Here is a 12,547-nt window from a genome sequence, read left to right on the forward strand (position 1 = left end):
CGCTCAGGGTTGCCAGTTAATTTCCGGTTTATTCATCTGCTTTAACAACAGGTTCGTCTGAGAAAAATGCTGGCAGCCGAAGAACCCCCGATAAGCCGACAGCGGTGATGGGTGCGCAGACTTCAATATATGATGCTTTTCACCATTTATTCTCTTACCTTTTTTCTGTGCATGAGCGCCCCATAACAAAAACACCACGCCTTCCAGGTGGTGATCCAGCGTATCAATAATGCGGTCAGTAAAGGTTTCCCAGCCAATTTGGGCATGTGAATGCGCTTGTCCCCCCTCCACCGTCAACACCGTATTGAGCAGTAATACGCCTTGTTCGGCCCAGCTTTGCAAACAACCATGATTCGGGATCACAAAGCTCGGAATATCGGTCGCAAGCTCCTTATACATATTGGCCAGTGACGGTGGTGTTTTAACCCCAGGTAATACCGAAAAACTCAGGCCATGAGCCTGATCGAGACCGTGATAAGGGTCCTGTCCCAGAATAACGACTTTAACCTGATTAAATGGAGTGGAATCAAAAGCATTGAAGACATCTTTTTCTGCAGGGTAAATGACTTTTCCCTCGGCGCGCTCTGTCGCAACAAACTGTTCTATGTGCTGGAAATAAGCTTGTTGTTTTTCCTGCTCAATGATCTCATGCCAAGTGAGTGAATGGCCCATTAGATGCTCCTGATACTTTTTAAGCCCTATATTCTACCTGCATCAGGCCTGAAGGTCAGGAGCAAATTACCGTCATTGCTGACACCTCTTCAGGTATGTCTTCGTTCCGGATTAATCCGCCACTAGTCGTTTACGTTTGCGAATGAGCGTAACGTCATAATTTCTTGCTGCCAGAGATCCGGGTTAATGGTTTCCAGCACCAAGGGAATATTGTCAAATCGGTTATCGCGCATCAGGTAGCGGAAACAGTCCCAACCAATCTCGCCTTCACCTAAGCTGTGGTGGCGATCGAGATGGCTGCCTAGGCCGCCTTTCGAATCATTTAAATGCATACCGCGTAAATAATTCATCCCGACGACCTGATCGAACTCTGCAAATGTTGCCTCTGTCGCCGCTTCGGTACGCAGATCATAACCGGCAGCAAAAGTATGGCAGGTGTCGATACAGACTCCGACCCGGCTCTTATCATCAACTTGCGCAATAATTTCAGCCAGATGCTCAAAACGCCAGCCTAAATTGGAACCCTGTCCAGCAGTATTCTCAATGACCGCGACGACATCTGGCACCTGTTGATGGGCAAGATTAATCGACTCCGCAATTAACGACAGGCAATCGTGCTCTGAAATTTTCTTCAAATGACTCCCCGGATGGAAATTCAACAGGGTTAAACCAAGCTGATTGCAGCGCTGCATTTCATCAATAAAGGCTGCGCGTGACTTTTCCAGCTTATCGGTTTCAGGCGCCCCCAGGTTAATCAGATAGGAGTCGTGAGGCAATATGGCATCGGCACTGAAACCATATTGCTGGCAACGCGCCTTGAATGCGTTAATCACATCTTGTTCAAGGGGTTTCGCTGCCCACTGTCTTTGATTCTTGGTAAACAATGCAAATGCATTTGCTCCGATCCTGGCCGCATTTTCCGGCGCATTAAACACCCCACCCGCTGCAGACACATGCGCACCGATTAACTTCATTTTTTACCTCTTCGTTGTGTTGTTTTTCCACGATAGTTACAACAAATTGATCAGACACAGGCCACATTCCCCCGCTAAAACAATGAAAAGCACCTCACACTTTGTTGTAATTTTACTACAAATGATCGGTTAAAATTTTTTTGAAAGAATAAAAAATTATTATGATCACTCGTAAAATAAGGTTATATTGATTTAGCTCAAAAAAACAGCCCTATTTAAATAAGGTTTATTGTTGTTTTTTGATCCACATCAATATCATTTTCTTGATTGCGGGGTATATAATACGCAACTCAACAAGAAATTGAAAAATCTAACAACATCCTTCGAAGGAGAAAGTCATGATCACCGGTATTCAAATTACTAAAACAGCAAACAACGAACTACTTAACTCTATCTGGTTATTAGATAGCGAAACAAACCAGGCTCGCTGTGTATGTGCACAGTCAGGTTACGAAGAAGATCAAGTTGTAGCAACAGCAGAACTTGGTGAGATTGAGTACCGCGAACTGGCTATCGAAGCTCCGGCTAAAATCGAAGGCGGTCAGCACCTGAACGTTAACGTCCTTAAGCGTGAAACGCTAGAAGATGCCGCTAAACACCCAGAAAAGTATCCTCAGCTAACTATTCGTGTATCGGGTTACGCAGTACGTTTCAACTCGCTAACTCCGGATCAGCAACGCGACGTTATTGCACGTACATTTACTAAGAGCCTGTGATCTCAACAACACAGCTCTGGTAAACTAAGTGGTAAAAACGGCATCCTTTGATGCCGTTTTTTGTATCTGCAAGGCATAACAAAGGGAGCCGATTGGCTCCCTTTTCGATCGCTATGATGCGTATATCAGGCTTAAATTAATCCTGTACGCTTTGCAGCACCGCTTTCAACTGGTCAAAGTCATTATCACGCTCTAGTGACAGCAGCTCCATTGCACCATGTTTGGCTAATGGTGCAGGCAGATCAACATCGATATCAAGGATCTCATCAACCACTTCTTTAAACTTCGCCGGGTGCGCGGTACACAGGAACAGACCGGTTTCACCGTCTTGTAGTTGCTCGTTAAGCACGCGGTAGGCTATCGCACCATGCGGTTCACACAGGTAACCTTCTGCGTTCATCTCACGAAGCGTTTCTGCCGTTTGCTCATCGGTAACCGCACCATATCCAAGCTCATCCAGTCCCCAACCTTTCAGCTGACACAACTCTTCGATACGTGGCCAGTTATTTGGCTCACTCACATCCATTGCGTTTGAGATAGTTGGGATAGTTGCAGTTGGTGTCCACTCGCCGGTTTTCAGATAACGTGGCACAGTATCGTTAGCATTAGTCGCTACAATAAAGCGCTTAACAGGAAGTCCTAATGCTTTCGCCAGCAGGCCTGCGGTTAAGTTACCAAAATTACCACTTGGTACTGAAATCACCAGATTGCCACGCTGGGCTTTTGGCAACTGAGAAACCGCTTCGAAATAGTAGCAGATCTGCGCCATCAACCGGCTGATATTGATTGAATTGGCCGAGTTAAGGCCGACTTCCTGACGCAACTCGGCATCATCAAATGCTTTTTTAACCAGGGCCTGACAATCATCAAACGTGCCATTAACGGCAACGGTATGGATATTACCGCCAAGGGTGCAGAACAATTTTTCCTGCAGCGGGCTGATTTTGCCTTTCGGATACAGGATCACGACCTTGATATTGTCCATACCATAGAAGGCATGAGCAACAGCCGCACCGGTATCGCCGGATGTTGCAGTTAAGATGGTCACTTTACCATTGCTATCCGACACTGCAGCCAGCGACTGGGCCATAAAGCGGCCGCCGAAATCTTTAAATGCCAGCGTCGGGCCATGGAACAGCTCCAGGGCATAAACACTGTCTTTCACCTTTGCAATCGGTGCCGGGAATTGAAATGCGCTACTGACCATCTGGCTGACGGTCTCAGAAGCAAGCTCATCACCAATAAAGGCTGAGAGAATTTTACTGCTGCGGCTAACAAAATCCATCTCTAATAAGGCATCAATATCGCCCAGCTCAGGTAACTCTGATGGGAAAAACAGGCCTTGGTTACGGCCCAAGCCCTGACGTACTGCCTGGCCAAACGAAACCTGCTCTTGAGGTTCTTTTAAGTTATACAACTTCATAGTTTATAGCTCACTTCCTGTTACTTTTGAGCCCTGGCTGTCAAGGCGACAGACATGGACAAATCCTTCATCATTCTGAACATAATTCTCTTCGAGCCAACGTGCAATACGTTTTGCGACTTCGAGGTCATTACAGACACTAAACATCGTCGGCCCAGAGCCAGAGATCCCACTGGCCAGTGCGCCGGCTTCCAGCGCATATTGTCTTGCATTGGAAAAACCCGGTAATAATCTTTCGCGATATGGTTCTGCAACCACATCTTTAATCATTTTCGCTGCAAGCTCCGGCTGTTGTGAATAACACGCATGAATAAAGCCGCCAAGGTAGCGACCATGTGCAATGACATCCTGTCGGCGATATTGAGCCGGTAGAATTGCACGAGCCTCTGCGGTTGGCACTTTAATACCCGGATATGCCATGACCCAATACCAGTCATCAAAACACGGCACGGATTGGCTGATGATCCCCAGTTCTTCAACCATAAACTGCAGCCCCCCCAAATAACAAGGGGCAACATTATCATAGTGCAAACTGCCAGAGATCAGCGCTTCCATCTCGCCCATTAAGGCCAGCAGCTCAACCTCACTGAGGGGCAAATCATGAAAACGGTTCAGTGCATCTAAGGCTGCAACAACCGAGCAGGCACTTGAGCCGAGCCCAGAACCAATCGGCATGTTCTTTTCCAGGGTCATGGCAACGGGCTTTATCACCAGCCCTTTTTTATCCAGCTCGCGGGCAAACACGCGCCAACATTGATATACAATATTATCTTCCTGCTCGGGGGGTAACTTGGCAACAAATTCACCCACACAATCGAGGGTAAACGGTTGTTCGCCGTCAGCCACTCTCACCCGATCCCCCAGGAGAGTGCCATCAATCGGTGAAACTGCAGCGCCTAAGACATCAAACCCGACACTGACATTGCCAATCGACGCTGGCGCATAAACTACAACACTCATCTTATACTCCTAGCTTCCAGCCTAATGTACGCATCAGATCCGCAAACACACCGGCGGCAGTAACTTCAGTACCGGCACCATAACCACGTAGCACCAGTGGGATCGGCTGATAATAACGGCTATAAAACGCCAGCGCATTTTCCCCGTCTTTGATCTTGAACATCGGATCGTCCGGATCGACTGCCGCGATTTTCACCGAACATTTGCCGTGATCAATTTCACCGACATAGCGCAGCACTTTATCTTCTTTCGCAGCCTCTTCTGATAACTGTTTAAAGTACTCATCGGCTTCAGGCAACCGCGCCATGAAATCTTCAATCGAACCTTCAGAGTCAAAACCAGGCGGCAAGGCTTGCTCCACAACAACATCATCAAGTTCCAGTGCCATGCCAGCTTCACGGGCGAGGATCAGCAGCTTGCGCGCGACATCCATTCCTGAAAGATCATCGCGGGGATCGGGTTCGGTAAAGCTATTGTTACGGGCAACCGTCGTTGCTTCGCTAAAGCTCATTCCTTCGTCGAGTTTACCGAAGATATAAGAGAGTGATCCCGATAGAATGCCAGAAAAGCGTTCAAGTTCATCACCCGCAGCCATCAGATTTTGCAGGTTCTCAATTACCGGCAAACCGGCACCGACTGTCGTATCGTACATAAACTTACGACGTTTAGAACGTGCCGCCTGACGCAACTGGTGGTAATACATCATACTTGCAGTATTAGCTTTCTTATTCGGGGTAATGACATGGAAGCCCGCAGCCAGAAAATCGACGTATTGCTCGGCGATACCTTGATCCGATGTGCAATCAATAATAACCGGGTTAATGATGTGATGACGCTTTACTAGCTGGATCATCCTCGCCAGACTCAGCGGCTCATGGGCCGCCCCCATCTGATCACGCCAGTTATCAAGAGGCAAACCGTTACTATCAAGCAGCAGCCCCTTGCTGTTCGCCAACCCACAGACGCGGATAACAATGCCACTTTGGGCTAATTTGGCCTGCTGGCGATGGATCTGCTCAACCAGCTCGCCCCCAACACCACCGACACCAATGACAAAAACATCCAGGAAGTGTTGACTGTTAAACAAGTTCTCATGACATGCTTTGACCGACTCTGACACTTTGTCCACCGGGATCACGGCAGAAATCGCACGCTCTGAAGATCCCTGGGCAATCGCAATAACATTAACGTCGACTTCAGCCAGCGACGTAAAGAACTGTGATGCCACACCACGAGATGTCCGCATGCCATCGCCAACCAGGGTAACAATAGCCGAGTCATCAAGAAACTCAACCGGCTCCAACAGGCCTTCTTTCAGCTCAAGTTCAAAGCAGTTCTGCAACGCCTCCTGAGCAACGCCTTTATCCGCACTCTCAATGCAGAAGCTAATGCTGTACTCCGATGATGACTGAGTGATCAACACAATAGAGACCCCTGACGCTGACATTGCGCTAAACACACGCGCCGCCATGCCAACCATCCCTTTCATGCCCGGGCCAGAGACATTTACCATTGTCAGGTCTTTCAGGGTCGTAATGCCCTTGATAGCCAGCTTGTCTTCACCGGTATCCTGGCCGATCAGGGTTCCGGCACCTTGAGGGTTAAAGCTGTTTTTAATCAAGCAGGGAATATGGAACTGGGCAATCGGCGCGATCGTTTTAGGGTGCAGTACGGAAGCCCCGAAATAAGACAACTCCATCGCTTCCTGGTAGCTCAGGGATTTCAGCAGGCGGGCATCGGGAACGATACGCGGATCACAGCTGTAAACACCATCAACATCCGTCCAGATCTCGCAGCACTCAGCACGTAAGCAAGCCGCTAAAACCGCAGCGGAATAATCGGAACCGTTACGGCCTAACGTCACCAGTTCACCTTTGCTGTTGCCTGCAGTAAAGCCCGGCATGATATTAACGTGACCTTTAGGGAGTGGGTTACGTTTGAAATTTTCGGTGGAAACCTCAATATCAACATGCGCTTCAAGGTAATCACCATGAGCAAGCAAGTATTCAACCGGATCAATCAGGCTCGCCGCCAGGCCTTTGGCTTCCATCAGCGCCTTCATCGCCACAATCGACAGGCGCTCACCTTTACTGATCACTTTGGCATACACATTATCAGGACACAGGCCTAACAACTTCATTCCATGCACATACTGTTTCAGCTGCCCCATCGAGCTGGCCAGTTTGGCATCAAGCAAGGCTTTATCGAATTTAGGCTCCAGGGCCAATAGGCCTTCAAACAGCGAAGTAAATACCGCTTCCAGATCGGCAAGTTGAAGCTCTGCATCGCCGGTATTTACCGTACTGTCGATCACTGACACCAATTTATTCGTAACTTTGCCCGGCGCAGACAGCACCACAGACACATCCCCTTGCTGGACATTATTGGCGATGATATCCGCTGCCCTTAAAAATCGTTCAGCATCAGCCAACGATGAACCACCAAACTTAAATACTCGCATTCCCTACTCCCAAGTTCCTAATTTATTGACTACCACATTGCATAAGTAGCAAAAAAGACCGAATTCATTCAATTCCGTGAAGTTAAAAAAAAGCCCGCACTGTGTGGAGTGCGGGCTTTTTCATATAAATCGTATACGTATCAGCCCGCCCCAGCACTCATTGTGCCGGTAATAATAATGGTGGTGGTTGTGCTGATAACGTTAAACATGTGTTTTGTCGATTTACTCAAAATTCTTCATTGCTTTAGGTGTACCGGAACCAGGATTCAGAGTCAACCTCGTTTTATCGCTTAGTCGATAAAATCACAACAGCCGTAACCCGCTTCGTATACCCAAGTTACCTCTGAAACGAGCATCTTGAGGTTACTTGGGTATACAATCTTATTATTTGTAAGAAGTATAAAAAACAACCATCGTTTATTGCAGTTAGCTTCCCCACGTTGCATAGTGGATAGTAATGACATAAAAAATCAATTCGGAGGGACTCCCGAATGACAGCAGCAATGGAACAGCTTGTCGCCCATACCATCTTGCAAGGCTTTGATGCCATGTATGGCCGATTCCTCGATGTGACCGCTGGCGCGCAGGAAAGGTTTGAACATCAAGACTGGTCAGCGGTTCACCTGGCACTCAAAAAGCGGATCAGCTTTTATGACCACCATGTCGGCTTAGTCACCAGCCAAATTCAGATCATGCTGGGTGAACGCTATGCTAACCGCTCTTTTTTAATGGCCGTTAAATCTGCCTATGAAAATCTGCTGCTCGATTACCCCCGATATGAGATCGCAGAAAGTTTTTTTAACTCAGTCTATTGCCGGATTTTCGAACACCGCAATATCAATCGTGACAAGCTATTTGTCCATAGTTCACAAGAAAACCGTATTCCGACCTATCCGACTCAGCTAACACGCCGCTATACCGCCAACTCTGCTCTCTCGGCGCTATTTGAACGCGTACTCGACGACACTCCTTTCACCTTGGGCTGGGAAGATAAAAATCGAGATATCACGTTAATCATTGACCACTTACAACACGAATTCGGAGGAGCCCTCAACCAAGACACCGCCCTTGAACTGATCCGGGAACCTTTCTACCGTAATAAAGCGGCTTACTTAATCGGATGCATCACACTCCGCCACAACAACCAGGAGCAGACCATTCCTTTGGTATTGCCGGTACTGAGCAGCAGCAACAAGCAGCTCTATATCGATGCCTGTATCTGCCATGTCGATGATGTCAGTATTATCTTTGGTTTTGCCCGTTCTTACTTCATGGTCTACGCTCCGGCCCCGGCGGCCTTGGTACGCTTTCTGTCGAATATCATTCCCAACAAGACCAAAGCCGAGCTGTATACCGCAATTGGTTGTCAGAAACACGGAAAAACCGAGTTATACCGGGAATTTTTAGATCATCTGGAACACTCTGACGATTTGTTTGTCCCAGCTCCGGGGATTAAAGGGATGGTGATGTCGGTATTTACCCTGCCATCTTATGATTTTGTCTTCAAAATCATCAAAGATAAGTTCGCTCCACAAAAAGCCATCAGCCACGCCACGGTAAGAGAGAAATATCAGCTGGTAAAAGAACACGACCGGGTCGGTCGCATGGCTGATACCCAGGAATACCGTAATTTTACCTTTGAACGCCATCGCTTCAGCGACGAGTTGCTGGCTGAACTACTCGACGTCGCTCCTTCGATCATCAAAGTGACCAGGGATAAGATCATTATCAAACATCTCTATATGGAGCGACGGATGATCCCGTTGAACATTTATATTGAGCAGGCTAACGATGATGAGCTTCGTCATGCTGTCGACGAGTATGGCAAAGCAATCAAGCAATTAGCTGCGGCCAATATTTTCCCCGGTGATATGCTATTTAAGAACTTCGGCGTTACCCGTCATAAGCGAGTCGTGTTTTACGACTATGATGAGATCAGCTACATGACAGAAATGAACTTCCGCAAGATCCCGCCGCCTCGCTATCCAGAAGATGAGATGGCCGCAGAGCCCTGGTACAGTGTGGGGATCAACGACGTCTTCCCTGAAGAGTTTCGTACCTTTTTGCTGATCAATCCAAAAGTCCGCGCGCTGTTTAATGAACTGCACAGTGACTTATTTGAGGCCCAATACTGGCAGCAGCTCCAGCAAAACATCACGCACGGCCAGTATGAAGATGTCTATCCCTATAAAAAAGAACATCGGCTGCGAAAATAACGCATTCCAGCCTGATCTTAGTGGTAGCTAACACACCATATCAGGCTGAAAAAAGCCGTCTATTTTGTGACAAAGCCAAATTTTATGCAGAAAGTCTCATTATGTGTCTCATTGCGTTTTAATAATTAGAATTGTGTCCTAATATGGATAAGCATAAGCAAAATTAAGAACAGGGATGGTGAAGTAATGAAAAAATTGCTGATCACATTAGCCCTGCTGATCGTGGCTTTACCAACAACAGCAGCAGAAAAGGGACTTTTCAGCTTAATCGGTGATAATGCTCCCTCTGGGTGGTTCATATCTTCACATTCACGAGCCGCAGATCAATTCGATCTATGGCAGATTGATAGTGGCTATGCCTATTCGCTCAATAATAACCTCGAGCTTTATCTCAGTACCCGACTCTCATCTGGCAATGATCTTATCTCTGCCGGCCGCGGGGTTTTATCGGGGGTAAAATATCAAGTCACACCCAAAGTTAGCCTGAAAAGTGCCATCACATCCGAAACGGTTGATCGGGATACGATACTCGGCGTTGAATTTAGCAGTCAGTATAAAATGACGGAGAAGGTCGACCTGCATGCAACCGTTGATTACGAAGCCTTAGAGCAAATTTACCTGCTTGGAATTGGCTATCGCTTCTGATTCCTAATGACGGCCCATGATGGCACCGCCACTTAATCTGATCAGTTTTATCAGTATTTACAGCACAGACAAGTTCAGAGGCTGACGGCTTAACAAGATACCGTTAAGATCTGCGTAGACGTAATCGCCGGGATAAATCATGGTGTGTCCGACAATCAACGTCATATTCTTATCGCCGCTCTGGCGTTTCACCGTTTTAAACGGGCAGACGCCCAGTGCTTTAACCCCAAGATCCAGCGTAGCCAGAGTACCAACATCGCGAACCGCACCATTAATAATGATCCCCTGCCAGCCATTTTCAACAGCCAGTAAAGCCAGCTGATCACCCAGTAACGCCCGATTACATGAACCATGACCGTCAATAAACAGTACTTTTCCTCTGCCATCATGCGACACAATCTCACGCACTAAACTGTTGTCTTCAAAACAGCGGAGGGTAACGACTTCGCCATAGAATATTTTTTTGCCTCCATAATTGTGAAATATAAGAGGCAGCCAGCTAACATCCTGTTCATAGTGATCACACAAGTCAGGCAATAGATCTTTCATCTCACTTACTCCTTTGTTAACCTTCTCAAGGTTATGGATTCCAATTCCACGAGCAATCTCGAATTCTACTTACCAGCACAAATACCTTTCACATTGAACGCCGTAAATAGATATGAGTTCCATTAAGTGTATACCTAAGTGACCTCAATATGCGGGATCGCTCCCGAAGGGCGAGTTTTCCAGGCACTAATGTTGCGTTGCTGATTTTTGATGTAGAGCGACTATCTCTGCAAATCAGCGCCTGACCTTAGCGCCTGACCTTAGCGCCTGGAAATTCTCGCTGAAACGAGCATCTTGAGGTCACTTGGGTATAGAAAAAAAGGCTGAAAATTCACCTAGTCTTTGTTTTTCAAACCCCTTAAGTAACACTGGCACCAAATATAACTGATTGGCCTCAACCCAGTAGATAGCGTTTTGTTGCCATTTTTTCGCTAATAGATATGCCTGCTCTGCCCTTATATCGACGATATAACCCGCCTCTTCCCAACGACCATCTGACGCGCAACAGCTCACAGGAAAATATGACTCAGTTAACATTGCCAACTCTTTTTCTAATATTTTGTTACGTTTTTGATTGTCCAAACTATTAAGAACAATGCTTCTGGGATTAAATGCTGTTAGAATTGCAAAGGAATGGTAAACGGGGTGTTGCCCAGCCTTGAATGAAATGGTTTGATAGCTTCGCCACAGTGAGGTGTTTTTACACATCGCAGATTATGTCTGTTAATGATGTCTCAATTTATCGCGAAAGTTAATCAACCTGATTAACCGTAATGCATCTTCACCCGATTTGATGTAAATCAAAAAACACCCAGAAAGCGGTATCGAAACAAAACCGCAATATTGTTAGCGAGCTGTTAAGTGCTTACAATCGTCGCCATCCCAGGGAGATTGTAGCCAATACCCGTAGAATATCGGGCCTTTCAGTCTTGTGATGACACAAAACCACACTGAATTTATGGATGGCATACCAAACAGGCTGCTTTACAGCGTAAATAAAAGTATTTTGTCTAATACTTTGCCTGTATGTGAATTTTTTTTATAGAATTTAACTATTCTATTTTTGACCAGTTTTAGTTTTTTGAAATTAGGTACTGCCAATGCAAACCCCTCACATTCTAATTGTAGAAGACGAGCACGTAACACGTAACACCCTTAAAAGTATTTTTGAGGCCGAAGGTTACACGGTATTCGAAGCCAACGATGGCGCTGAAATGCACCAGATGCTTTCAGAGCACCATGTTCACCTGGTGATCATGGACATCAATCTTCCAGGTAAAAATGGCCTATTACTCGCGCGAGAACTGCGTGAACAAGGTGATATGGCGTTAATGTTCCTGACGGGACGCGATAATGAAGTTGATAAGATCCTGGGTCTTGAAATTGGTGCCGATGATTACATCACCAAGCCATTCAACCCTCGTGAGCTGACCATTCGTGCGCGTAACCTGCTGACTCGTGCAATGAATCAAGGCCTGCCAACTGAAGACAAGAAACTGGTAGAGCGATATGAGTTCAACGATTGGTCGCTAGAAATTAACAGCCGCTCTCTAGTCAGCCCAAATGGTGATCAGTTCAAACTACCGCGTTCTGAGTTCCGTGCCCTGCTTCACTTCTGTGAAAACCCGGGTAAGATCCAGACCCGTGCTGATCTGTTGAAGAAAATGACGGGCCGTGAGCTAAAACCTCATGACCGGACAGTTGACGTAACGATTCGTCGTATCCGTAAGCACTTCGAATCCGTAGCTGATACCCCTGAAATCATTGCTACGATTCACGGTGAAGGCTATCGCTTCTGCGGTGATCTCGGCGAAGAATAATTGGCATTGCAGCCATGGTAAGACCCCTTACCTGTCAGCAGCAACCAGTTAGAAAGAAAGAAGGCTCCCGTGGGAGCCTTTTTTAGTGCTGTAAAGTAATAGTTTGCCCGC

The 12,547-nt window shown here is 46.8% G+C and carries 11 protein-coding genes and 1 other annotated feature; of the genes, 4 read left to right on the forward strand and 7 right to left on the reverse strand.

Annotation, left to right across the window (positions count from 1 at the left end; translation table 11 throughout):
* Window positions 1-3 precede the first annotated feature (3 nt).
* Both ung and nfo read right to left on the reverse strand, forming a co-directional pair.
* Window positions 4-672 carry a uracil-DNA glycosylase gene (gene ung / locus C9I89_RS14745; RefSeq protein ID WP_107284100.1) on the reverse strand — a complete coding sequence of 223 codons (669 nt, stop codon included), beginning with the start codon at window positions 670-672 and terminating at the stop codon, window positions 4-6.
* A gap of 122 nt (window positions 673-794) precedes the next feature.
* A complete protein-coding gene (gene nfo / locus C9I89_RS14750) occupies window positions 795-1,646 on the reverse strand; it encodes a deoxyribonuclease IV (RefSeq protein WP_107284101.1) in 852 nt (283 codons plus the stop codon).
* Between the two features lie 338 nt (window positions 1,647-1,984).
* Between nfo and grcA the strand changes: the two genes are divergently transcribed.
* Entirely contained in the window at window positions 1,985-2,362 is a 378-nt protein-coding gene (grcA, locus tag C9I89_RS14755; RefSeq protein ID WP_107284102.1) for an autonomous glycyl radical cofactor GrcA, read from the forward strand.
* Window positions 2,363-2,498: 136 nt separating this feature from the next.
* Here grcA and thrC read toward each other — a convergent pair whose 3' ends face one another.
* Genes thrC through thrA form a run of 3 tightly spaced genes read right to left on the reverse strand, consistent with a single transcriptional unit; the run spans window position 2,499 to window position 7,206 of the window.
* Window positions 2,499-3,785 (reverse strand): threonine synthase, encoded by a 1,287-nt coding sequence (gene thrC / locus C9I89_RS14760; protein WP_107284103.1) that lies wholly within the window; start codon window positions 3,783-3,785, stop codon window positions 2,499-2,501.
* Between the two features lie 3 nt (window positions 3,786-3,788).
* A complete protein-coding gene (gene thrB, locus C9I89_RS14765) occupies window positions 3,789-4,745 on the reverse strand; it encodes a homoserine kinase (protein ID WP_107284104.1) in 957 nt (318 codons plus the stop codon).
* A 1-nt stretch (window position 4,746) separates the two neighbouring features.
* Window positions 4,747-7,206, reverse strand: a complete 2,460-nt coding sequence (thrA, locus tag C9I89_RS14770) for a bifunctional aspartate kinase/homoserine dehydrogenase I (protein WP_107284105.1) — start codon at window positions 7,204-7,206, stop codon at window positions 4,747-4,749.
* 83 nt (window positions 7,207-7,289) lie between these two features.
* Window positions 7,290-7,405: a sequence feature (Thr leader region), on the reverse strand.
* 292 nt (window positions 7,406-7,697) lie between these two features.
* On the opposite strand from thrA, the gene aceK reads away from it, so the two are divergent.
* Both aceK and C9I89_RS14780 read left to right on the forward strand, forming a co-directional pair.
* Window positions 7,698-9,422 (forward strand): bifunctional isocitrate dehydrogenase kinase/phosphatase, encoded by a 1,725-nt coding sequence (gene aceK, locus C9I89_RS14775; protein WP_107284106.1) that lies wholly within the window; start codon window positions 7,698-7,700, stop codon window positions 9,420-9,422.
* A gap of 186 nt (window positions 9,423-9,608) precedes the next feature.
* Complete coding sequence (locus C9I89_RS14780) at window positions 9,609-10,067, forward strand: hypothetical protein (RefSeq protein WP_107284107.1); 459 nt, start codon at window positions 9,609-9,611, stop codon at window positions 10,065-10,067.
* 57 nt (window positions 10,068-10,124) lie between these two features.
* Here the strand turns inward: C9I89_RS14780 and C9I89_RS14785 are convergent, their stop codons facing one another.
* Both C9I89_RS14785 and C9I89_RS14790 read right to left on the reverse strand, forming a co-directional pair.
* Entirely contained in the window at window positions 10,125-10,616 is a 492-nt protein-coding gene (locus tag C9I89_RS14785) for a putative 4-hydroxy-4-methyl-2-oxoglutarate aldolase (RefSeq protein WP_107284108.1), read from the reverse strand.
* Between the two features lie 300 nt (window positions 10,617-10,916).
* Entirely contained in the window at window positions 10,917-11,324 is a 408-nt protein-coding gene (locus C9I89_RS14790) for a DUF3293 domain-containing protein (RefSeq protein ID WP_107284109.1), read from the reverse strand.
* A gap of 392 nt (window positions 11,325-11,716) precedes the next feature.
* On the opposite strand from C9I89_RS14790, the gene arcA reads away from it, so the two are divergent.
* Window positions 11,717-12,436, forward strand: coding sequence for a two-component system response regulator ArcA (gene arcA, locus C9I89_RS14795; RefSeq protein WP_107284110.1), 720 nt, complete (start codon window positions 11,717-11,719; stop codon window positions 12,434-12,436).
* The last annotated feature ends 111 nt before the right edge of the window (window positions 12,437-12,547 follow it).

Origin of the sequence: Photobacterium lipolyticum (assembly GCF_003026475.1) — a bacterium.
GTDB classification, from domain to species: domain Bacteria; phylum Pseudomonadota; class Gammaproteobacteria; order Enterobacterales; family Vibrionaceae; genus Photobacterium; species Photobacterium lipolyticum.

Bases quoted from the DNA above. Each gene is read 5' to 3' on its own strand.
- C9I89_RS14785 (WP_107284108.1), bottom strand. From the start codon at position 10,616: ATGAAAGATCTATTGCCTGACTTGTGTGATCACTATGAACAGGATGTT.
- grcA (WP_107284102.1), top strand. From the start codon at position 1,985: ATGATCACCGGTATTCAAATTACTAAAACAGCAAACAACGAACTACTT.
- thrA (WP_107284105.1), bottom strand. From the start codon at position 7,206: ATGCGAGTATTTAAGTTTGGTGGTTCATCGTTGGCTGATGCTGAACGA.
- thrC (WP_107284103.1), bottom strand. From the start codon at position 3,785: ATGAAGTTGTATAACTTAAAAGAACCTCAAGAGCAGGTTTCGTTTGGC.
- C9I89_RS14780 (WP_107284107.1), top strand. From the start codon at position 9,609: ATGAAAAAATTGCTGATCACATTAGCCCTGCTGATCGTGGCTTTACCA.
- thrB (WP_107284104.1), bottom strand. From the start codon at position 4,745: ATGAGTGTTGTAGTTTATGCGCCAGCGTCGATTGGCAATGTCAGTGTC.
- aceK (WP_107284106.1), top strand. From the start codon at position 7,698: ATGACAGCAGCAATGGAACAGCTTGTCGCCCATACCATCTTGCAAGGC.
- C9I89_RS14790 (WP_107284109.1), bottom strand. From the start codon at position 11,324: ATGTGTAAAAACACCTCACTGTGGCGAAGCTATCAAACCATTTCATTC.
- nfo (WP_107284101.1), bottom strand. From the start codon at position 1,646: ATGAAGTTAATCGGTGCGCATGTGTCTGCAGCGGGTGGGGTGTTTAAT.
- arcA (WP_107284110.1), top strand. From the start codon at position 11,717: ATGCAAACCCCTCACATTCTAATTGTAGAAGACGAGCACGTAACACGT.
- ung (WP_107284100.1), bottom strand. From the start codon at position 672: ATGGGCCATTCACTCACTTGGCATGAGATCATTGAGCAGGAAAAACAA.